We start from the raw sequence: 21,382 nt of genomic DNA, 5'->3' as shown, positions 1-21,382 counted from the left end.
TATAAAGTCCACTATCCGTTTCGATCTTTAACAGCAATAAATTATAGCGATGGTATAATCCGCCCATCTTTAGCACGCAATGCGAATAGGTCATGAAAGAGATCATCCTGCTCAACATCTCCGGCCAGGACAAGCCGGGCGTTACCTCCTCAATTACCAGTATTCTTGCCCAGTTTGAGATCGATATTCTCGATATTGGCCAGGCGGTTATCCATAACACCTTGTCACTGGGGATTCTGATCGGTGTTCCGGCCCGGGCCGAAGCGTCCAGTCTGCTTCGGGATATCCTGTTTAAAGCCCATGAGATGGATATGAATATCCGCTTTGAACCGGTCACCGAAGCTGAATATACCGGTTGGGTCGGTGAACAGGGTAAGTCGCGCCATATTATTACCCTGCTGGCGCGTAAGATCACCGCTGAGCATATCGGTAAGGTTACCCAGACCGCTGCCGACCACGGTCTGAATATCGATAATATCAGTCGCTTGTCGGGGCGGGTGTCTCTTGATGCAGCCTCGCAGGAACAGAGTGGCGAAAAGACCCGCGCCTGTGTTGAGTTTTCCGTTCGTGGCGCACCGGCCGATTCGGCCCAGTTACGTGAAGATTTTCTCCGTATTGCCAGCGACCTGGATCTGGATATTGCCTTCCAGAAGGATGATATCTATCGCCGTAATCGTCGGCTGGTGGTGTTCGATATGGACTCTACCCTGATTGAAGCGGAAGTGATTGATGAACTGGCCAAAGAGGCTGGAGTTGGTGAGCAGGTGGCGGAGATTACTGAAGCGGCGATGCGCGGGGAGATCGACTTCACCGAGAGTTTTAAACGGCGCATGGCGCTGCTGAAGGGGCTGGACGAGTCCGTTCTCGAACGGATCGCGCACAGTTTACCGCTTACCGAAGGTGTTGAAGAGCTGGTGTCAAAGCTTAAGGCGTTGGGCTTTAAAACCGCGATACTGTCAGGTGGCTTTAACTACTTCGGTAACTATCTGCAGCAGAAGCTGGGGTTCGATTACGTCTATGCCAACGAACTGGAGATTGTTGACGGTAAAGTCACCGGCAACGTTACCGGCACCGTCGTCGATGGTAAGCGTAAGGCCGAGTTGCTGCGCAAAATCGCCGAGAAAGAGGGCGTGAGTCTGGAACAGACCATCGCCGTCGGCGATGGAGCCAATGACCTGCCGATGCTTTCCATCGCTGGCCTGGGCATCGCTTTCCGTGCCAAGCCACTGGTACGCCAAAGCGCCAAGCAAGCGATCTCAACGCTGGGGCTGGATGGGATTCTCTACCTGATCGGCTTCCGGGATCGGGATACGTTATAAAAGCAAAGAAGTCGCTAGACGCGGCTTCGCCGCTCGCTAGTTGTTAGTTGCTAGAAAAATCAAGAGCTTAAAGCCCCGCCTTCTGGCAAGCTATTCCACTCGTTCCCACGCTCCCGCGTGGGAATGTATACGCTTCTTCGAGCAAGGAAACGAAGTTTCCGTCGAGCCACAAGCAAGATGCGAAGCATCGATCTAGCAACGGCCTTTTATGCTTTTTCTAGCAGTCGCGAAGCGACGTTCTAACCACTAGCTAGCCGCGAAGCGGCGATCTGAAGTTATCAGAGAAGCCGCGATCTAGCCACGGCTTTTCATGCTATTCAAAAAAATCGTAGGTCATGTCTTCGGCAGGGGGTTGCAGGTAGTAGCCCTGAATATAATCGACCCCCAGTTTCCAGAGTTTACCCATCAGACGGGTGTCTTCAACCAGCGGGGCGATACTGCCGATGCCCGAACCTTTCAGGTCTTTAATCAGGGCCGCGAAGGCTTTGTCTGATTCCGATGAATTACTCAGATCCTGGATGTAGAAACCGTCCAGTTTAACCAGATCGGGTTTCAGTTTTTTGCGCAGCAGCTCACGGTTTTCAGACACTCCGAAATGCTTGATGCAGAACTTGCAGCCAAGCTTTTTCAGGCCAAAGCGGAACTGTTCGGCCTGTACCTGGCTGGTACTCAGGTCCGACTCGCTGGCCTGAAACACGATCATCTCTGCTGGGATACGGTGTTCCTTAAGCTGATCTGCAATCCAGTTCAGAGCATCTGCATCCTGATAAAAGCCTGTGGTCAGGTTGATAAATAACCGGCTTCGCTGATGCTGCTTGAGTTGCTCTGCGACACGGACAAAAGCGTGTTGAATAACCCACTGATCGATTCGGATACTGATATCGGCGTTGTCCATGGTCGCCAGGAAAACGTTGGGCGATAAGCCCTCCTCACCCTCGTTCTCCTGCAAGCGCAGGAAGACTTCATAGTTACCCCAGCCATTGGCGGAAGCGAGGGCGACTATGGGCTGGAACAGGATACGGAACTTGTCGTTTTCCAGTGCATCGACGATCATTTTGATCGATGAATCATCGATATCATCATGATCTTCATCTGCCAGTTCAAACAGTTTGACGCCGTTACCCCGCTGACCATTGTTAAGCACTTCATCTGCAGCAACTCTGGCACGGTCTATCAACTCGATGTAGTGGGGGGCATTATCATTGATTGAACAGACCCCGATGCTGCAGGTGGTCTGTACGCTGCTGCCGGTGACATCAATATTCAGCTGCGCGATCGATTGACACAGCAGGTCGGCAAGTTTCATCGCTTTATCGGGGCTGGGGTCATGGAACAGAATGGCAAATACATCCTCTTCCAGGCGGGCGCAAATATGGGTTTTGTTGATCTTCTGTTGCATTAACTCGGCGACATCTGCCAATACGATATCGCAACCGCTGGTCCCCAGTTCAGACTGCAGAGCGCTGTAATTATCAAATCTGATATACAGGAGATGGCAGTCCGATCCACCGGTGAGTGCCCGGTGAACGGCTTTTTCAAGGGCACTTATAATGTAGTTGGCATCAAACAGGCGGGTGGTCGGGTCGAGGTTTTCGAAACTCTCTTCATTGCCCCTGATCTCCGGGCTGATAATGACCTGAAGGCAGTCCTGATTGAGATAACGCGTCTGCTGGATATTGAAGTGCGCCTGGAAGTTTGTGCCATCGACACGGCGTGCTTTCAGCTCGGTTTTAACGCCGTGACTGTTACTTTGCAGAGCGTCCTGTAGTGCTGTTTTTAACAGATCACGGTCTTTTAATACGGTGAACTTATCCAGCGGTTCATACTGCTGGTCGTTATTGTCATCCAGACCAAACAACTCAGAGAATGCCGGGTTGCTATACAGGGTTACCAGATCAGAGGTGAGATAGATAACCGGTAGTTTTGACAGTTCTGCCAGTTGCTGACAGCGCTTGTCAGATTCGGCCAGTTGTGCCTCAACAATGCGCAGACGTCGCCGGTTTTCCAGGTGCTCCAGTTGTCTGCGAATCTGAATCAGCAACAGCTCCTGCTCCTCCAGCGAGATCACCGTTGCCATCCGGGCCTTCAGCCCCTGCAGCAGGGCCTGACTGTTGCTTTTGGGTACCAGTTGAATAATCGGGATATCTTTGTTCAGCCGGTGAAGAATCTGTACCGCCTCTTTGGCGCCGAACTGGCCTTCAACCTGAGGGCTCAGGATCAGGTCCCAGGAGCGTTCGCTGAGGGCCTGGTGAAACTCTTCGGCTGACTGTGCCTGCTGGCCTCTGGGGGCGAGACGTGCGCCCCGTAACAGTGTGATTATCGGATCCGCTTCCTCTGCGGTCAGGCCGAGAAACAGGATATGCACATTTTTGCGCAGTCGCTGTCGCTTTTCAGAAATAATCCTTTTTAACAGGCCATCAGGCGCGCCTGTTGCTGCTTGTCCGCTCATGGTTTTCTTCTGCAGTTAAAACACTCTATGGATCTCTGAGTGTATCCGCTTTGAGTTGATCTGTCAGCGGGAAGGCTGTTAAAAAACAGTAGCTCGTAGCTTATCTTGAAGGTGATAAGAGCCGTCGCTCGTTGCTCGACGTCACAAAGAGCGTGACTTGTTCGTTGCTCGGAAAAGCCTTCTTAGTTGAATATGTGATGATTGAAGGAGTAAGAGCCTTGTAAGAAAGTTATTCTATCTGTCTGGCAGGATCAATTATTTGCTTTTCCTAGCTACTAACAACTAGCCACTTATCGTTTATGTGCCAGGTGGTTGTGTGGACTTGGGATTATTTTAAGAACTGAGTAGCTTGAAGCCAGAAAAGAATGGCTGGGGTAGGAGGATTGATCCTTAACGTCTTCGACGCTAAGTCCCCTGCGGGCTTCGCTGGCGCTCGTCTCAAATTGCTGCGCAATTTGTCGAACCTCGAGGTTCTCGTACAAACTGGAAGTCAGGGAGTTTTGTTGAACATTGCAGAGAAACAAAAGAATGGCTGGGGTAGGAGGATTCGAACCTCCGCATGACGAGATCAAAACCCGTTGCCTTACCGCTTGGCGATACCCCAGCAAAAGAATGGTGGCAATAGCGGGACTCGAACCTGCGACCCTCGCATTATGAATGCGATGCTCTAACCAGCTGAGCTATATTGCCATCTATATAACAGTGGGTTTAATAACCGTTATATAAATTGGCTGGGGTAGGAGGATTCGAACCTCCGCATGACGAGATCAAAACCCGTTGCCTTACCGCTTGGCGATACCCCAGCATTACCTGATAAGTGAATGGTGGCAATAGCGGGACTCGAACCTGCGACCCTCGCATTATGAATGCGATGCTCTAACCAGCTGAGCTATATTGCCTTAGCACTTATCAAGGCCGCGAATTATTCTCTTTTTTACCAATCATGTCAACCAATTGGCGGGAAAAAACCGGTCAATTTCGCTGCCTTTTGTCAGGCAAAAAAATAGCCATCCTGAATGACTTCAGAATGGCTATTTTTTGTACGAAAAACAGGGGAGGAGTCGTAAATACTCTCCTGTTTTCGTATTAAACGTTAAAGCGGTAGTGAACTACATCGCCATCTTTGAGGATGTAGTCTTTACCCTCAAGACGCCACTTACCGGCATCCTTGGCACCCGCTTCCCCCTTGTACTGAATGAAGTCATCATAGCCAATCACTTCGGCGCGGATAAAACCCTTCTGGAAATCGGTGTGGATTACGCCAGCACCTTCAGGCGCCGTTGCTCCCTGTTTGACTGTCCAGGCACGCACCTCTTTAACACCGGCGGTGAAGTAGGTGTGCAGCCCCAGCAGGGAGTATCCGGCACGGATTACCCGGTCAAGACCTGGCTCTTCCATGCCCATCTCCTGCAGGAACTCGAGCTTTTCTTCATCTTCCAGTTCGGAGATCTCGGCTTCCATCTTGTTGCAGATGATAACCACCTCAGCGCCTTCCTCTTTGGCCAGCTGGATCACTTTGTCCAGATGAGGGTTGTCTTCAAAGCCATCTTCGGCAACATTGGCGATATACATGGTTGGTTTAACGGTCAGCAGGTGGAACTGACGGATCTCTGCCTGCTCTGCCTCATCCAGGTCCAGCGCCCGAACCGGTTTCCCCTGTTCCAGCTGCGCCAGAATTTTTTCCAGGATTACTTTGGATTTCAGCGCATCTTTATCGCCGCTTTTGGCAACCCGCATCACCTTATTCAGTTGTTTTTCAACTGATTCAAGATCTGCCAGTGCCAGTTCGGTATTGATGATCTCAATATCATCGATCGGATCGATCTTATTGGCAACGTGAATCACGTTTTCATCTTCAAAACAGCGAACCACGTGTGCGATGGCGTCGGTTTCGCGGATGTTGGCGAGAAATTTATTGCCCAGTCCTTCGCCTTTGGAGGCACCGGCTACCAGACCGGCGATATCGACAAACTCCATGGTGGTTGCCAGAACCCGCTCAGGTTTGACGATCTCTGCCAGGGCATCCAGACGGGGGTCTGGCATAGGAACAACGCCAGCGTTGGGTTCAATCGTGCAGAAAGGAAAGTTTTCCGCGCCAATGCCCGCTTTGGTCAGGGCGTTAAACAGAGTCGATTTGCCTACGTTTGGCAAGCCAACGATGCCGCATTTGAAACCCATGGCTGTAATCCTGTCGTCAGTTGTTCGGCTTAAAAGAGTGTAAGGTTGTCATCGCTTTGTGCCAGTCGCCACCGGCGGCCTGTTCCAGTACCCGCATTGCTTCATCGCAAGCCGCTTGGGTCATGCTGAACTCGGACGCGGGGGCTTTTTTCAAGACAAAGCCGGTGACCTCGCCTGCGCTGCCGGGGTGTCCGATGCCGATGCGCAGGCGATAAAAATTCTTGTTGTTGCCCAGTTTGCTGATAATGTCGCGTAACCCGTTATGTCCGCCGTGACCTCCGCCTTGTTTAAAGCGGGCAACACCGGGGGGCAGATCGAGTTCGTCATGGGCGACCAGTATCTGTTCAGCAGGAATCTTATAAAAATTAGCCAGAGAGGCAACCGCCTGGCCACTGAGATTCATAAAAGTGGTTGGGATCAGCAGGTGAACGGGGTTGCCATTCAGTGTGATCTTGCCATACAGGCCGTGAAACTTCGTTTCGGGCTTGAGTTGGATAAGGTGTCGGGCAGCAAGCTGCCCGACAAAGTCGGCTCCGGCATTGTGACGGGTCTGGTCATACTTCTGGCCTGGATTGCCCAAGCCAACGATCAGTTGTATCTGGTCTTGCATACCGGAGCCTGTGGTCAGCTATTACTTGCCTGCTTTAGCTGCGCGAGGTGCGTAAGCCTGAGCGATACCCTGGTCACGGTCAGCACCACGACGCAGTTGTACAATCTCAACACCTTTTGGCAGAGTGATGTCAGACAGGTGGATAACCTGGTCCATCGCAACGCCAGACAGATCAACGTCCAGTGCTTCTGGCAGGTTTTCTGGCAGGCAGAGAACTTTCGCAGTGTTTTGCTGGATAGTGAATTTACCTGACGCTTTACCGGCTGGAGACTGGTTGAAGTTAACAAAGTTCAGCGGCACGATGATTTCGATAGGCGTAGATTTGGTGACGCGCTGGAAGTCAACGTGCATCACAGAGCTTTTAGCCGGGTGACGTTGCAGGTCCTTAACGATCACTTTTTCTTCTTTACCTTCCAGTTCCAGAGTCAGAATAGAGGAGAAGAAGCTTGGATCTTCGATCTGTTTAACCAGAACGCGGTTTTCCAGGGAGATAGACACAGGCTTTTTACGCTTGTCACCGCCATAAACTACAGCAGGAACAAAACCAGTATGACGCAGGCGGCGGCTCGCACCTTTCCCTTCGTCAGTACGAGGCTGTGCATTCAATACAAAATCGGTCATTTTAATACCTTCAGTAAAAACAAAACTGCAAACACCTTGCGACCAGGTACTTGCAGTTATTTCAGTAAGCCCATAATGGGCACGTTTTCCCGTTTGGGATATGTATCAGCTACCGTTAAGATCGCGGCCTTAACGGAACATTGCGCTGATAGATTCTTCGTTGCAGACGCGGCGTACCGCTTCTGCCAGCATCGGTGCCAGAGTCAGCTGGCGGATCTGTGAACAGTTTGCTGCCGCTTCACTCAGCGGGATGGTGTCAGTGACAACCAGTTCATCAAGATCAGAACCTGAGATATTGCTGATTGCTGCGCCGGATAGTACGGCGTGGGTTGCATAAGCAACTACCTTCTCGGCGCCATTCGCTTTCAGGGCTCCGGCGGCTTTACACAGCGTGCCTGCGGTGTCACACATATCGTCGACCAGAATACAGGTACGACCGCGCACATCACCGATCAGGTTCATAACCTGCGCCTCGTTGGCCTTCTCACGACGCTTATCGATAATCGCCAGGTCACAACCAAGCTGCTTGGCAACCGCTCGGGCTCGTACCACACCGCCAACATCAGGCGAGACAACAATCGGGTTGTCATAGCTCTGACGAGCGATCTCATCCAGCAGTACCGGAGATCCATAAACGTTATCAACAGGGATATCAAAGAAACCCTGAATCTGGTCCGCATGCAGATCGACGGTCAGTACCCGGTCGATGCCTACACCGGCCAGCATATCGGCAACCACTTTGGCGCTGATCGCAACCCGGGCGGAACGAGGCCGGCGGTCCTGACGGGCGTAGCCGTAATAGGGGATCACCGCTGTAATCCGGCTGGCAGAACCGCGACGCAGTGCGTCAGCCATGACGATCAGTTCCATCAGGTTGTCGTTGGTTGGCGCGCAGGTGGACTGGAGGATGAATACATCCTTGCCACGGGCGTTCTCGAGAATCTCAACGCTGATTTCACCATCGCTGAATTTTGTTACTGAGGCTTCGCCCATGGGAATATCCAGGCGCTCTACAACTTTCTCAGCCAGCTGGCGATTTGCATTGCCAGTGAAGACCATCATTTTAGGCACAGTGTCTACCTTCTCGGATCTGCAGTCGTTAAATTGAGATTCGTACTTTGTTTGTGACGGGGCTTCCACTCTACTTAAACCTCATTAAAAAGGGTCAGGAGCCGTTGCCCGGCCAGGTTCTTTAACACCCCCGGTCAGGGGCAGGTTAAAGTTGGCTGGGGTAGGAGGATTCGAACCTCCGCATGACGAGATCAAAACCCGTTGCCTTACCGCTTGGCGATACCCCAGTAACCCAAATCTACGAGCTGAGCCCGTAAAAGAGGCGCACATTTTCCCGGAACAGGAAGTTAAAGTCAAACATATGGCGCTTAAAATCGGTAATTTCAGAGTTGTATCTGCCACTCTTTGGCGATGATGGTCAGTCGCAGATCGTTGCGGCTGATAGTCAGCTTCTCCGGGAGCATATATCCGTTCTGGTTGGTGAATCTTAAGTAGTTGATTTCCCAGTTGTTCTGCTGCAGTTTTTGCAGATGTTGCTGCTTCATACTGAGTTCGAAGGGGTGACCCGGTGCGGGAACTCCCCTGATCCAGTAGGGCAGATCCCGCACCGGGAACTGCCACCCCAGAGTTTGTTCCATCAGTTGTTCAGGGGTCGCGGCCCAGAGAGGCTCCTCTCCGGCGATATCGATGGTGATGCCATCATCGTCACCTTCGATGCGGGCGCCTCCCTGACCCAGTGGGCCGGTCAGCTCAATCTGATAGTGCTGTTGCAGCTGCTGCCAGAACAGGCTGGCGTTGTTGTTCTCACGGGCGGTACGGATCGCGATTTTGCCTTTCAGTTGCCAGCTGTCCGCTGCTAACAGAGCGGGGTATTGCTCCTCCCAGGGACGTTCTGTAGGCGCCACCTGGTCTTTAGGTGTCAGTCCGGTACAGCCGCTCAGTAGCAGGACCGCGGCTAAGATCAGTAAACGTAATCGCATGGTGTTATCCGGTCACTTTTTCCAGAGCTTAATCCAGATCTTAATCCAGAGGAGCGTTAATAGAGGTGGCCGCTTCGATTAAGAACTCATTATCCGGGTGCTTCAGTTGCTCCTGTTTTAATAGCTGCAGCGCCTGTTGCTGCTGTCCCGCGGCATGGTAAGCCTGAATCAGATGGGCGCTGACCTCCGGATCGGGAAACTCGTCGTAGGCCTGTTGCAGGAAGCCCACCGCTTCAGCGGCTTTGCCCTGTTTCAGCAGTATCCAGCCCATGCTGTCGAGGATTGCCGGATCGTCCGGGGTAAGCGCTAAGGCTTTGCTGATCAGCTCAAAGGCTTCATCAAACCGGTCGGTGTAGAGCGTCAGTGTATAACCCAGCGCGTTCAGTGCCATACTGTTGTCCGGTTCCAGCGCCAGTACCTGTCGCAGATCTTTCTCAATCAGGCTGATATCCTGGGGATCAAGGGTCATCGCCCTTGTGTAGAGCAGGTTGGCATCATCCGGATGCAGCTGCAGGGCTTCATCAAGAATACTCAGCGCGGCATCCTTAAAATCATGCAGGTTGAGCCATTCCGCCTCCATGACGTATAGCTGAATATCGATTTCGGGCATGCTGCCGCGTGCATCCTGCAGAATATTCTGCAGTCGGGTGCGGTTGTTGGGGTGGTCGAGCAACGCCCCGATACGCCGGTAAGCCTGGAGGATATTGTTAGGGTCTTTGACTTTAAGGAAATGGCTGATCGCCTCTTCTGTATTGCCTTCATGCTGCTCAATCAAGCCCAGATAGTAGTGGGGCGTGGTATTGTCCGGGTAGCGCTGTAGCAGGTCCTGCATAATGCTGCGGCTCTGTTCCACCTGTTCGTTTTCCAGCAGGAGCAGGGCGGTGTAGAAGGTTAGCTGCGGTTCATCCGGGAAAGTATCCACCAGTAGCAGGGCCTGTTTTACCGCTTTTTTCGTTTGTTTTGACTGGAACAGCAGCTGGACATAGAGGGTGAAGATTTGCTGATCAGGCTGATCGGCGGCCAGCTGTGGCTCAAGCACTTTGATCGCCTGACGGTAATCCCCTTGTGACCGCAGTAGTTCCGCTTTCTGTATCACCGCTTCCTGGTGATCCGGGTCTTCAGCGATGGCCGCGTTAAAGCGCTGTAAGGCCTTGATATTGTTGCCCTGAACTCCGTAGAGAATCCCCAGGGTTGTCAGCAGGGTGGCATCGGTCTCCTTGCTGGCGTGCTCTTCCAGAAGCTTAATGTAGGCGTCGGCTTCTTCCGGACTGAACTTGTCAGCCTGGGCGCTGATGATCATCAGTGTCTGTTTATCGGAGTGGTGTAGCGCTTTGCGCAGCAGCGGTAGGGCAGCGGTGAAATCGCCTTTGCGCAGTAACAGACTGGCAGAGATCAGGTAGGGCTCGGGGTTGTCCGGCTCTGCTTTTTGCCAGAGTTTGCTGGCTTCCAGCAACTGATCATCCCGTTGCAGGTACTGGGCAATATAGGTCGCGCGCTTGGCGATCTCCGGATCGCCGGTCATCTGTGCCTGATGCAGGTAGTTGTTCAGCGACAGATCAAACTCCTTTCGCTGTCCGGCAATTTCCGCCACGATCAGCTCGTACAGGGTTTCCCGGTTGAGCTCTCCCGGATGGTATTCCACCGGGGCGAGAGGGGGAACCTCAGTGTCGGGTCCAGGTTTGCTAAACTTGCCGGTGCAGCCACTTAACGTCATCAGTGCGGCTATTAAGGTAACGGCAACCGATGTTGCGGCTGTTTTTACAAGAGTAGGTGCTTTCATTTTGCTGATTTTATCTGTCGCAAAGAGATTGATGGCTCCACTATAGATGAATCGCAGGGGTGTTGTCATATATGGAAGTAAATCGTAAAAAATTGACCTGATGCGGCACGGGTATTTTAACCTTTCAGTGAATAAAGTGTATTATTACGCGCTATTTCAATCTGGGTGATATTTTCCTTTATGGCTTTGCTCGCATTAGGCATCAATCATAAGACAGCTTCGGTCTCGGTCCGGGAGAAGGTCGCTTTTGCGCCAGAGCAGATGGCCGATGCACTGGCGCAGGCCTGTGAACTGGCGCATCTGAAAGAGGTGGCAATTCTCTCGACCTGTAATCGAACTGAGCTTTACTGCTCCACAGAGCTGGAAGGAACCCGTGCGCTGTTAGAGTGGCTGGGCAGTTATCACAGTCTTGATCCGGATGAGTTGCAGCGCTGCAGTTATGCCCATTGGGGGCAGGAAGCTGCTCAGCACATGATGCGGGTAGCCAGTGGTCTGGATTCTCTGGTGCTGGGTGAACCGCAGATTCTCGGGCAGCTTAAGTCCAGCTATGCGGTGTCACAGAATGCCGGAGTGGTGGGGGCGGAACTGGATCGGCTGTTTCAGCAGACCTTTGCCGTGGCTAAGAAAGTCCGTACCGATACGGCGATTGGTGAGAACCCGGTCTCGGTGGCTTATGCATCGGTGAGTCTGGCGCAGCATATCTTTGCCGATCTGAGCCAGAGTAAAGCGTTGTTGATCGGTGCGGGGGAAACCATTGAACTGGTCGCCCGGCATCTGTCCGAAGCCGGCGTTAAACAGATGACCGTAGCCAACCGGACGCTGGTACGGGCCGAGGCGCTGGCGGAAGAGTTTAATGCCCGGGCTATTCTGTTGGGGGATATTCCTGACGCGCTTGAAGATGCCGATATTGTTATTGCATCGACCGCCAGCCAGCTACCGATTCTGGGTAAGGGGGCGGTTGAGTCAGCGCTGAAAAAGCGCAAACACCGTCCCATTTTTATGGTGGATATCGCGGTTCCCCGGGATATTGAGCACGAAGTTGCTGAGCTGGATGATGTCTATCTCTACACCGTTGATGACCTGAAAGAGGTGATCGAAGAGAATGTGCGCAGCCGTGAAACCGCCGCGCAGGAAGCGGAAACCCTGGTAGAGGCGGGTGCCTCGGAGTTTATGCGTCAGCTGCGCGCTCTGGGGGCCGTAGAAACCGTGATGTCGTTACGCCAGCAGGCAGAACAGCTGCGCGATGTCGAGCTGGAAAAAGCGCTACGGCAACTGAACAATGGCAAAGATGCGCAAATGGTGCTCAACAATCTGGCGCGTGGTTTAACCAATAAATTAATTCACAGCCCCACCGTACAGCTGCGTAAAGCCAGCGCCGAGGGGCGTGATGACTATCTCGAGATGGCGCAGGATCTGTTTCAGCTGTCTCATAATGTAAAAGAAGACTGATTAGTGATGAAAGAATCGATTGCCCATAAACTGGAAAGCCTGGCCGACCGTTATGAAGAGCTGGCGGCGTTGCTGGGGGATGCCGGGGTTATCTCTAATCAGGATAAGTTTCGTGCTTATTCTATGGAATATTCTGAGCTGGAACCGGTGGTTAAATGCTTCCAGTCATACCAGGCTGCTGAAGCCGATCTGGAAGAAGCACGGGTGATGCTGGATGATAGTGATCCGGATATGCGGGAGATGGCGAAGGAGGAATTTTCCGCCGCGAAGGAGAATATTGAGACGCTGGAGCAGGAACTGCAGATTCTGCTGTTGCCGAAAGATCCGAATGACTCCCGTAACGTGTTTGTTGAAGTGCGGGCGGGAACCGGTGGCGATGAGGCTGCTATCTTCTCTGGCGATCTGCTGCGAATGTATACCCGCTATGCAGAAAATCAGGGCTGGAAACTGGAGATTATCAGCGCCAGCGAGGGGGAACACGGCGGTTATAAAGAGGTTATTTCGCGCATAGTTGGTAAAGATGTGTATTCGCGCCTGAAATTTGAATCCGGTGCGCATCGGGTGCAGCGGGTCCCGGAAACCGAATCCCAGGGGCGGATTCACACGTCCGCCTGCACCGTGGCGGTGATGCCTGAGATGGATGAGGTCAGTGATATTGAGATCAATAAGGCTGATCTGAGAGTTGATACCTTCCGCGCCTCGGGGGCCGGTGGACAGCACGTCAACAAAACTGATTCTGCGATCCGTATTACGCATATTCCCACTGGCGTCGTGGTTGAGTGTCAGGATGAGCGTTCACAGCACAAGAACCGCTCAAAAGCGATGTCTCTGCTGGCGTCACGTTTGCAGGCGGCAGAGCAGGAAAAACATGCTGCGGCTCAGGCCAGCACCCGTAAGTCACTGGTGGGCAGCGGCGACCGCTCTGAACGGATTCGCACCTATAACTTTCCGCAGGGGCGGATTACCGATCACCGTATCAATCTGACCCTGTATAAACTTCAGGAAGTGATGGAAGGTGCTCTGGGTGCGGTGGTTGATCCTCTGGTCAGCGAGTACCAGGCGGAGTTACTGGGTGCCCTGTCTGACGAAAGCTGATGATGAAGATCAGTGATGCTCAGGCCTGTGCCGGGCAGCTTGCCGCGACCAGCGATAGTCCGGCAGCCGATATTGAACTGCTGCTCTGCCATACCCTTGAATGCAGTCGTACCTTTCTGTTTACCCATCGGGACGATCCCCTGACTGCACAGCAGCAGGCAACGTTTGAACGGCTGATTCAGCGCCGTATTCAGGGGGAGCCTGTGGCGCACCTGACTGGCAGTCGCGGCTTCTGGACACTGGACCTGGAGGTGAATGCCACTACCCTGATCCCCCGTCCCGATACCGAGTGCCTGGTAGAAAAAGCGCTGGAACTGCTGCCGTCGCAGGCTGCCAGAGTCCTGGATCTGGGCACCGGAACCGGTGCCATTGCACTGGCGCTGGCATCGGAACGCCCCGCCTGGAGTCTGGTTGCCGTTGACCGGGTGCCGGAGGCTGTTGCCCTGGCAGAAAAAAACCGGCAACGAATCGGGCTGGAGAATGTCATAGTATCAGAGGGTAGCTGGTTTGAGCCGGTTGCTGGGCGGTTTGAGCTGATTGTCAGCAACCCGCCCTATATCGATCCTGATGACCCACATCTGGGGCAGGGGGATGTACGCTTTGAACCGCTGAGTGCGCTGATTGCAGAGGATCATGGGCTGGCAGATCTTCGCTATATCGCCAGCGAAGCGCGCAATTATCTGGTGGATGGTGGCTGGCTGCTGTTTGAACATGGCTATGATCAGGCGGTGAAGGTGCAGCAGCTGCTCGCTGATCTGCACTACCACGAGATCGGAACGGCACAGGATTATGGGGCAAATGACCGCATCACCTGGGCCCGCTGGACAGAATCAGTGAAACAAGAGAAGAGATGTGATGCTGAATGATGATCAGCTGTTGCGCTACAGTCGCCAGATTATGCTGCCTGAGGTGGATATCGCCGGACAGGAGTCCTGGTTAACCGCCTCTGTGCTGATTATCGGCCTGGGAGGGCTGGGCAGTCCGGTGGCGATGTATCTGGCTGCAGCGGGTGTCGGTCGTCTGGTGCTGGTGGATGACGATCAGGTTGAGTTAACCAATCTTCAGCGGCAGATTATCCACCGTACGGCGACCATTGGGATGGCCAAGGTTGATTCGGCGAAAGCGACCATTGCCGGGCTCAACCCCGATACTGAGGTGGTGGCAATCAACACCCGGCTGGATCAGGCTGCGCTGGAAAAGCAGGTGGCTGAATGCGATCTGGTGGTCGATTGCTGTGATAACTTTACTACCCGTTTTGCGGTGAATGCTGCTTGTGTAAAGCATCAGACTCCTCTAGTTTCAGGGGCGGCGATACGCCTCGAAGGGCAGGTGGCGGTGTTTGACCCCCGTCGTGAAGATGCCCCTTGCTATCGCTGTCTCTATCGGGATGGCGATGATGAAAATCTGACCTGCGCCGAAAGTGGCGTGCTGGCACCGCTGGTTGGTATTATCGGCTCGGTGCAGGCGATGGAAGCATTAAAAGTACTGGCGGATCTGGGTGAGCCGCTGGTGGGCAGGTTATTACTGCTGGACGGTCGCCATATGGACTGGCGAACACTGAAGCTGCGACGGGATCCTGAGTGCCCCTGCTGCGGCGATAAAAATAAATAAGAGGTACCGTGTTTCATGGACACAATTCGTCAGATATTAACCAATACCAAAACTATTGCGATGGTGGGAGCAAGCCCTAAGTCACACCGTGCCAGCAATCAGGTGATGCATTTTCTGCTGGCCAAAGGTTATAACGTGATTCCGGTGAACCCTCTCAAAGCGGGTGAGCAGATTTGCGGTCGGGAGGTGGTTTCCTCGCTGGCGGATATTAAAGAACCGATCGATATGGTGGATATCTTCCGCAACTCGGCTGAAGCGGGCGATGTGGTCGACGAAGCGATTGCCGTGAAAGCCAAAGCGGTCTGGATGCAACTGGGCGTGATCAATGAGCCTGCGGCAGAGAAAGCAGAGGCGGCCGGCTTGCAGGTGGTCATGAACCGTTGTCCTGCGATTGAGATTCCCCGTCTCTGAGCCGACAGGCAGGTTTTGGGGTTAGCTGTAGTATTATTTTCTGATATTTTTTCGACTTCCTCTCTTTTTTCCGTCGATGCTCCTGAATTCAGGGGCATCTGGCTGGTGTCTCCATGGTGATTCACTACAATATCCGGTTTACATAAAGGGTGAATACTGATGTCAATTGAACGCCAGGAGATCGGCCAGCGGATGAGCCGTATCGTGATCCATAACGATACGGTATATCTGTGTGGTCAGGTGGCTAAAGATGCCACTGCCGGAATTAAAGAACAAACCTCCACCATGCTGGAAAAGGTTGATGCACTGCTGCAACAGGCGGGCAGTGATCGTGAACATATCCTTTCAGCGACCCTGTATATTCGTGATATGAAAGACTTTGCGGATATGAATGAGGTGTGGGATAACTGGGTACCGGAGGGTCATGCGCCTGCCCGTGCCTGTGTTGAAGCCCGTATGGCACGGCCCGAACTGCTGGTGGAAGTCTCCGTTATCGCAGCGCTTAAAAAGTAATTAAGCCTGCGCATGCTGATTAGCCCAGCATCATCTGTCTGATTTTAAGGTCATCGGCCAGTCTTCTGGCGTAGCCGATGATCTCTTCACTACAACAGCCCTGCGGAATTTCATCCGGCAGCTCGGCTCCACTGTTTATCAACATCTGAACCAGTGCTTTATAGTCAGATTGCAGCGCCATCAAAAGCGGTGTTTTACCCTCAGCATCGCGCCTATTCAGATCCGCGCCGTACTCATTCAGGCGACTCAGGTGCAGCATCAGTGTGTCGTCAGAACAATATCTGAAACAGGCAAACAGAGCCGACCCGGGGTCGTTATCCGGGTAGTCAACAGGGGCGTCAGCCTGAAGCAGCACCGTCATCAATGCCAGACTCTGTTGCGGGTGTTGCAGTGCCTGATAGAGCAGTGGGTCACTGTGAGTCGATTGGCGAGTACAGCCGGCCTGTAGCAGGTGAGCCAGTGACTTTGGCTGTCCCGAGCGGATCGCCAGTTCTGGCAAGTTACAGACGCTGTTGTCATAGTTGAATCTGTGTTCAGTCAACAGCGTCTGATCCAGTTTAGTAAACTGCTTTTTCAGCAGAGTGAGGTCGCCCGAGATGACGGCTTGTTGGAGTTTGTTGAGGCTGCGACGGGTAAAAAAACTCATGTGCAGGTTGCTGCCTCTGTTTTCCAGAAAATCTGCCGCAGGGGTTTAACGGCAAGCAGAAACAGGATGATCGCAGCGATCCACTTAATCGCTACATAAGCCTGAGAATCGTGATGCTCCATGGCAACGCCAACGGTGAGTGACTGACTGGTCAGGATCGCATCGGTTGCCAGTCCTAAGGCGACCGCGCAAACACTGATTCCGCACAGATAGATAACCACCGCCCTGGCACCCAGTTCCCGGGTAAGAATGCCCAGCGATGCAATATTCGTGGCAGGGCCTACCAGCAGAAATACCAGAATCGCACCGGGCGACATGCCAGCAGCCAGCAGTGCTGCTGCCAGCGGTGTGGAGGCGGTAGCGCAGATATAGAGTGGCAGGCCAACAACCAGCATCAGCAGCATCCCCGTCAGTCCGCTGCCCCACTGACTCAGGCTGGCAGGCTCGACCAGTGTCGCAATGACCGCCGCCAGCACCAGGCCAAAGGCAAGCCATTTAGAAATATCATCGAGGATATCGACCATTGCAAACTGCAGTCCGGCCAGAATCCCTGCTTGCTCCGGCACTGTGGTTTGCTCGCCGCAACAGCCTGTTTTCCCAGCAGTTTCGAGTTTGTCAGTTGTTTCCGATGGGGCGCTACAGCAGCTGGTTTCGGTTTTTGCTGGTTTGCTGCAGCAACTTTTGCTCACTGCTTTCTCTTCGTCACAGGCACTGCTGATGGTTGTTTCTTTGCTGCTACAGCAGCTGGAGACGCTCTCTTGCGCAGGACTACAACAGCCAGACAGGGCTTTTTCTTTGCTGCTACAGCAACTGCTCGTGGGTTTGGTGTCGGTTGTCTGTTGCGGTGCGCTATCATCACGATCAAACATAAGGATCATAATGCCGCTGACAATAGCACTGAAGATGGCTGATACCGGTCGGATGATCGCCATGGCCGGGCCAAGAAGGGCGTAGGTTACCGAAATTGAGTCAACCCCGGTTTCCGGTGTGGCAACCAGAAAGGAGACCGTGGCGGGCTTGGATGCGCCGGAGCGACGCAGGCCTATGGCGGTGGGTAGTACGCCACAGGAGCAGAGCGGTAGTGGCGCGCCAATAAAGGCTGCCCGGATGACGCCGCCTGGCCCTTTGCCGCTAAGCCATTTTCTGACCAGTGCGGATGGGATCCAGCCTTTGAGTATCGCAGCCAGAACCAGGCCTAACAGCAGCCAGATTGCCGTATCCAGAAAAAGGTCCAGTAGATTGTCGAAAAATTCCTGCAGCATCACAGTCCCTCTGTATTGACTACTGGATATGTTATCAGAATCAGATCAGGTTCCATAAACGTAATAGATAGATGCCGCTGCTCAGGGTGATCACCGAACCCAGGGTGGTGGTCAGAATGATATTGGCGGCCAGTTGGGCATTACCACCCATCGCTTTGGCCATAATAAAGCTTGCTGCCGCAGTTGGGCAGCCAAACAGAACAAACAGGATTCCCAGTTCCTGGCTTTTAAAGCCATATAGCCAGGCTCCTGTGGTCAGCACCAGCGGCATGATGACCAGTTTAATCAGGGTTGACCAACTAGACTGGCCAGAGGTATCTCTGAGGCTTCTCAGGTTGAGCGAACCGCCGATCGCCAACAGGGCCAGCGGTAACGTCAGGCTGGCGAAGTAGTTGCCGATCTTGTCTCCCACCGCTGTCAGTCCCCAGCCAAAATAGGAAAAAGGCAATGCCAGCAATACCGCGATAATCAGTGGGTTGCGGGCAATCTCTTTGATCGGGCGGGTGATGCTGGCGCCACTGGTTTGCTGCGTCGGCAGTGAAAGTGCGAGCACTGAGAGAATATTGTACAGAGGGATCACGCAGACCAGCAACAGAGATGCCAGCGCCAGACCGCTGTTGCCGAACATGTTAAAGCTGACCGCCAACCCGATAATGCCATAGTTGCCCCGAAATGAACCCTGAATAAAAACGCCCAGGTCTTCGGGTTTTTTGATGAAATATTTACTTGTCTGCCAGAGAATCGCAACGCTGATTAGGGTGCTGATGATGAAGTAGCCCAGCAGTTGTGGATTGAACACGGCCTGAAAATCCATCCGGGATATGCTCATAAACACCAGAACCGGCAGGGTGATGGTAAACACCAGCTTTGACGAGGTATCAATAAAGCCCTGATCAATAATCCTCAGCCGCATCAGCAGATAGCCCAGTGAGACAATAAAAAAGATCGGTGCCACAATGTTACTGGTGAATAACAGGGTATCAATATAAAGGTTCAACGGGATGTTTCCATTTCACGGGTAGAGAGATGTCGGTGTTGAGACAGTATATCACCTATGCTGCAGTTGCTCTCCAGAGAGGAGGGGATTATTGATGCAGTTTCGGATAATCCAGGGCTTCGAGGCTGCCGCAGGATTCCGAGAGTTCTTCCCAGCAGGTAATGCTCAGCGCGATCTGCATCACCCCACTGGTGGGGAAGTGGGGGATATTTTCATCGGTGAGGTAGTGGCCGGTCATCTCCAGTGTCGGGTTGTGTCCCACCACCATCAGATGGCGGTAGTGATCTGATTGCCCCTGTAACAGGTTGATCAGGGTCTCTACCCGGGCGTGATACAGTTCAGGCACTTCAATGATCTTGCTGACTGGATACTCCAGCGCTGTAGCTATCTGTTCGGCCGTGGTGATCGCTCTGCGGGCGCCGCTGCTGAGGATCAGGTCAGGTTCAATCCCCATAGCCAGCAAACGGGATGCCATCAGGGGCAGGTCCCGTTTGCCGCGTTTGTTGAGCGGGCGGTTAAAGTCGGACAGTTCGGGGTTTTCCCAGCTTGATTTAGCGTGCCGTACCAGCGTCAGCATTTTCATAAACTGTCCTTAAACTGCGGGAATGATAACCTCAGTATTAACTAAGCTGGATAGAAAAGCTAACCGCTAACTGGCAATACAACTGTCCAGCTCCCGGGTTTGCTCCTCTGCGCCGGTGACCAGCTGCGACCAGAGCTTGCGCATATGACCGGCTGGGTGGCTGCCACTATGTTGCAGGTTCATCGGCCCTTCATTAAACAAACGAGGGTCCATCAGCACCAGGTTATCGTCGATAACGGGTTGGAACTCCATCTGGTCGAGAATATCGCTTTGCAGATCGACCCCCGGGGCAATTTCGGTGAGCCGGAGTCCTTCGGCGGTGAGCTTAAAAACCGCCCGCTCGGTAATAAAGGTGACGGAATGGCCCTGCTTTACCGCATACTCACCATTGAAGGTGATCTGTTGAACCTGCCGCAGAAATTTTTTCACCGGCCCGTTTTTAATGACCTGTAGCTGACCGTCATTGATCTCAATCTGCTGAGGTCCTGAGGTGAAGGTGCCGAGAAAGTAAAGGTCACGAGTGTTCTGGGTAATGTTAATAAAGCCACCGGCGCCAGCCAGTTTGTTACCAAAACGACTGACATTAACATGCCCCTCAGAACAGGTCTCTGCCAGCCCCAGAAAAGCCTGATCCAGGCCGCCGCCATCGTAGAAGTCAAATTGTGCCGGCTGATCGATCACCGCCGCGGCATTGCTGACGGCGCCAAAGCTGAGACCGCTGGCTGGTTGCCCGCCGATACCGCCAGGCTCCACTGTCAGGGTGAAATCATTGAGCATCTTCTCTTCCGCTGCCACGGCTGAAACCATTTCCGGCATGCCGATACCGAGGTTTACCACCGCGTGTTTTTGCAGGGCTATCAACGCTCGTCTGCCGATGATTTTTCGCGAAGATAGTGGCTCTGTTTCCTGGCTGGCCGGGGCAACAACATCGCCACAATAAGCTGGATTAAAGGGCTCGGCAAATGTCTGGGGATGGTCAGCCGGGTCTGCAACGACATAATGATCGACCAGTATGCCGGGTATTTTAACCCGGTCGGGTGTCAGATGGTGCTGGTGGGTGGTGCGTTCCACCTGAACAATCACTTTTCCGCCGCTGTTATGGGTCGCCTGGGCAATCGCCAGAGCTTCCAGCGGCAGAGCTTCCCGTTCCATGGAGATATTGCCATCTGCATCGGCTGTCGTGCCGCGCAGCAGGGCGATATCGATAGGGAAAGCTTTGTAGAACAGGTACTCCTCGCCATGGAGGCTGATCAGTTCAACCTGATCGGTGCGGCTGCGGCTGCGGCTGTTGATCTTACCGCCCCCCAGGCGAGGGTCAACAAAGGTGTGCAGGCCTACTTTGGTGAGCGTGCCGGGTTTGCCTGCGGCAATATCCCGGAACAGGTGGCAGATCACGCCCTGAGGCAGATTGTAGGCTTCGATGCGATTATCCGTTGCCAGTTTACCGAGGCCCGGCGCTAATCCCCAGTGACCGCCGATAACTTTACTGACCATCCCCTCGTGAGCAAAGTGATTCAGTCCCCGGTGTTGCGCATCTCCCTGGCCCGCAGCGTAAACCAGTGCAAGTTTCTGCGGTTGCTGGCAAGCGATAAAGCGCTGCTCTACTGCTTTGGCGATCGCTTCAGCGAAGCCGATGCCAATAAAACCTCCGGTGGCGATGGTTGCGTTGTCTGGGATAAGTTGCGCGGCTTGTTCTGCACTGATCTGCTTAGACATAAATCGATCCTGACGTTGTTATTTTTTTAATATAGACAGATATATAGCAAACGCTGGGCCATAGCTTTAAAGCTCTTTTTAATCAATTATTTATAGTGATTTATATCAAAGATTGATAATAGATTTGTCTATATTTTTAAACAAAGTGTAA

Annotated in this window: 19 protein-coding genes and 5 tRNA genes; 7 read left to right on the top strand and 17 right to left on the bottom strand. The window is 53.1% G+C overall.

The features are described from left to right. The first annotated feature begins 92 nt into the window (after nucleotides 1-92). Nucleotides 93-1,319 carry a phosphoserine phosphatase SerB gene (gene serB, locus BMY09_RS15595; protein ID WP_091360165.1) on the top strand — a complete coding sequence of 409 codons (1,227 nt, stop codon included), beginning with the start codon at nucleotides 93-95 and terminating at the stop codon, nucleotides 1,317-1,319. Between the two features lie 313 nt (nucleotides 1,320-1,632). On the opposite strand, the gene BMY09_RS15590 is transcribed toward serB, so the two are convergent. The 12 genes from BMY09_RS15590 to BMY09_RS15530 form a co-directional block, all read right to left on the bottom strand. Next, on the bottom strand, nucleotides 1,633-3,768 hold the full coding sequence (locus BMY09_RS15590) for an EAL domain-containing protein (protein ID WP_091360163.1): 2,136 nt from the start codon (nucleotides 3,766-3,768) through the stop codon (nucleotides 1,633-1,635). Nucleotides 3,769-4,297: 529 nt separating this feature from the next. After that, nucleotides 4,298-4,372 (bottom strand) — tRNA-Gln (locus BMY09_RS15580). Between the two features lie 9 nt (nucleotides 4,373-4,381). After that, nucleotides 4,382-4,458 (bottom strand) — tRNA-Met (locus BMY09_RS15575). 38 nt (nucleotides 4,459-4,496) lie between these two features. Beyond that, nucleotides 4,497-4,571, bottom strand: a tRNA-Gln gene (locus BMY09_RS15570). A 19-nt stretch (nucleotides 4,572-4,590) separates the two neighbouring features. After that, a tRNA-Met gene (locus tag BMY09_RS15565) sits at nucleotides 4,591-4,667 on the bottom strand. A gap of 187 nt (nucleotides 4,668-4,854) precedes the next feature. Beyond that, nucleotides 4,855-5,946 (bottom strand): redox-regulated ATPase YchF, encoded by a 1,092-nt coding sequence (gene ychF / locus BMY09_RS15560; protein WP_091360160.1) that lies wholly within the window; start codon nucleotides 5,944-5,946, stop codon nucleotides 4,855-4,857. Nucleotides 5,947-5,962: 16 nt separating this feature from the next. Next, a complete protein-coding gene (gene pth, locus BMY09_RS15555; RefSeq protein ID WP_091360159.1) occupies nucleotides 5,963-6,556 on the bottom strand; it encodes an aminoacyl-tRNA hydrolase in 594 nt (197 codons plus the stop codon). A 21-nt stretch (nucleotides 6,557-6,577) separates the two neighbouring features. Beyond that, on the bottom strand, nucleotides 6,578-7,177 hold the full coding sequence (locus tag BMY09_RS15550) for a 50S ribosomal protein L25/general stress protein Ctc (RefSeq protein ID WP_091360157.1): 600 nt from the start codon (nucleotides 7,175-7,177) through the stop codon (nucleotides 6,578-6,580). Between the two features lie 129 nt (nucleotides 7,178-7,306). Further along, nucleotides 7,307-8,248 (bottom strand): ribose-phosphate pyrophosphokinase, encoded by a 942-nt coding sequence (locus tag BMY09_RS15545; RefSeq protein ID WP_091360156.1) that lies wholly within the window; start codon nucleotides 8,246-8,248, stop codon nucleotides 7,307-7,309. Nucleotides 8,249-8,400: 152 nt separating this feature from the next. Beyond that, nucleotides 8,401-8,475 (bottom strand) — tRNA-Gln (locus tag BMY09_RS15540). A 96-nt stretch (nucleotides 8,476-8,571) separates the two neighbouring features. Beyond that, nucleotides 8,572-9,168 (bottom strand): lipoprotein insertase outer membrane protein LolB, encoded by a 597-nt coding sequence (gene lolB, locus BMY09_RS15535; RefSeq protein ID WP_091360154.1) that lies wholly within the window; start codon nucleotides 9,166-9,168, stop codon nucleotides 8,572-8,574. Nucleotides 9,169-9,208: 40 nt separating this feature from the next. After that, the gene (locus tag BMY09_RS15530; protein WP_175483564.1) at nucleotides 9,209-10,948 is read right to left on the bottom strand and encodes a tetratricopeptide repeat protein; all 1,740 of its coding nucleotides are present in this window, start codon (nucleotides 10,946-10,948) and stop codon (nucleotides 9,209-9,211) included. A 180-nt stretch (nucleotides 10,949-11,128) separates the two neighbouring features. Here BMY09_RS15530 and hemA point away from each other — a divergent pair, with 180 nt between their 5' ends. From hemA to BMY09_RS15505, 6 genes are all read left to right on the top strand, one after another. Beyond that, complete coding sequence (gene hemA / locus BMY09_RS15525) at nucleotides 11,129-12,397, top strand: glutamyl-tRNA reductase (protein ID WP_091360150.1); 1,269 nt, start codon at nucleotides 11,129-11,131, stop codon at nucleotides 12,395-12,397. 6 nt (nucleotides 12,398-12,403) lie between these two features. After that, nucleotides 12,404-13,492: a peptide chain release factor 1 gene (gene prfA, locus BMY09_RS15520; RefSeq protein WP_091360149.1), complete on the top strand. Its 1,089-nt coding sequence runs from the start codon at nucleotides 12,404-12,406 to the stop codon at nucleotides 13,490-13,492. Further along, nucleotides 13,492-14,358, top strand: a complete 867-nt coding sequence (prmC, locus tag BMY09_RS15515; RefSeq protein ID WP_338024079.1) for a peptide chain release factor N(5)-glutamine methyltransferase — start codon at nucleotides 13,492-13,494, stop codon at nucleotides 14,356-14,358. Before prfA ends, prmC begins: the two co-directional genes overlap by 1 nt. Beyond that, nucleotides 14,348-15,103: a HesA/MoeB/ThiF family protein gene (locus BMY09_RS22225; RefSeq protein ID WP_175483563.1), complete on the top strand. Its 756-nt coding sequence runs from the start codon at nucleotides 14,348-14,350 to the stop codon at nucleotides 15,101-15,103. Before prmC ends, BMY09_RS22225 begins: the two co-directional genes overlap by 11 nt. Nucleotides 15,104-15,118: 15 nt before the next feature. Next, a complete protein-coding gene (locus BMY09_RS22220; RefSeq protein WP_175483562.1) occupies nucleotides 15,119-15,514 on the top strand; it encodes a CoA-binding protein in 396 nt (131 codons plus the stop codon). A gap of 159 nt (nucleotides 15,515-15,673) precedes the next feature. Continuing rightward, entirely contained in the window at nucleotides 15,674-16,027 is a 354-nt protein-coding gene (locus tag BMY09_RS15505) for a RidA family protein (protein WP_175483561.1), read from the top strand. Nucleotides 16,028-16,046: 19 nt separating this feature from the next. On the opposite strand, the gene BMY09_RS15500 is transcribed toward BMY09_RS15505, so the two are convergent. The 5 genes from BMY09_RS15500 to BMY09_RS15480 all read right to left on the bottom strand — a co-directional run bounded on the left by BMY09_RS15500 (nucleotide 16,047) and on the right by BMY09_RS15480 (nucleotide 21,231). Continuing rightward, nucleotides 16,047-16,673, bottom strand: coding sequence for an ankyrin repeat domain-containing protein (locus tag BMY09_RS15500; RefSeq protein WP_091360146.1), 627 nt, complete (start codon nucleotides 16,671-16,673; stop codon nucleotides 16,047-16,049). Further along, nucleotides 16,670-17,935 carry an SO_0444 family Cu/Zn efflux transporter gene (locus tag BMY09_RS15495; RefSeq protein WP_091360144.1) on the bottom strand — a complete coding sequence of 422 codons (1,266 nt, stop codon included), beginning with the start codon at nucleotides 17,933-17,935 and terminating at the stop codon, nucleotides 16,670-16,672. The genes BMY09_RS15500 and BMY09_RS15495 overlap by 4 nt, the downstream gene beginning before the upstream one ends. Nucleotides 17,936-17,975: 40 nt before the next feature. After that, nucleotides 17,976-18,932 (bottom strand): AEC family transporter, encoded by a 957-nt coding sequence (locus BMY09_RS15490; RefSeq protein ID WP_091360142.1) that lies wholly within the window; start codon nucleotides 18,930-18,932, stop codon nucleotides 17,976-17,978. Between the two features lie 88 nt (nucleotides 18,933-19,020). Next, the gene (locus tag BMY09_RS15485) at nucleotides 19,021-19,515 is read right to left on the bottom strand and encodes a SixA phosphatase family protein (RefSeq protein ID WP_091360140.1); all 495 of its coding nucleotides are present in this window, start codon (nucleotides 19,513-19,515) and stop codon (nucleotides 19,021-19,023) included. Between the two features lie 66 nt (nucleotides 19,516-19,581). Beyond that, on the bottom strand, nucleotides 19,582-21,231 hold the full coding sequence (locus BMY09_RS15480) for an acyl CoA:acetate/3-ketoacid CoA transferase (protein ID WP_091360138.1): 1,650 nt from the start codon (nucleotides 21,229-21,231) through the stop codon (nucleotides 19,582-19,584). Nucleotides 21,232-21,382: the final 151 nt, after the last annotated feature.

Source organism: Amphritea atlantica, from assembly GCF_900111095.1.
GTDB lineage: Bacteria > Pseudomonadota > Gammaproteobacteria > Pseudomonadales > Balneatricaceae > Amphritea > Amphritea atlantica.
This window is presented reverse-complemented; position numbering and strand designations above follow the sequence as displayed.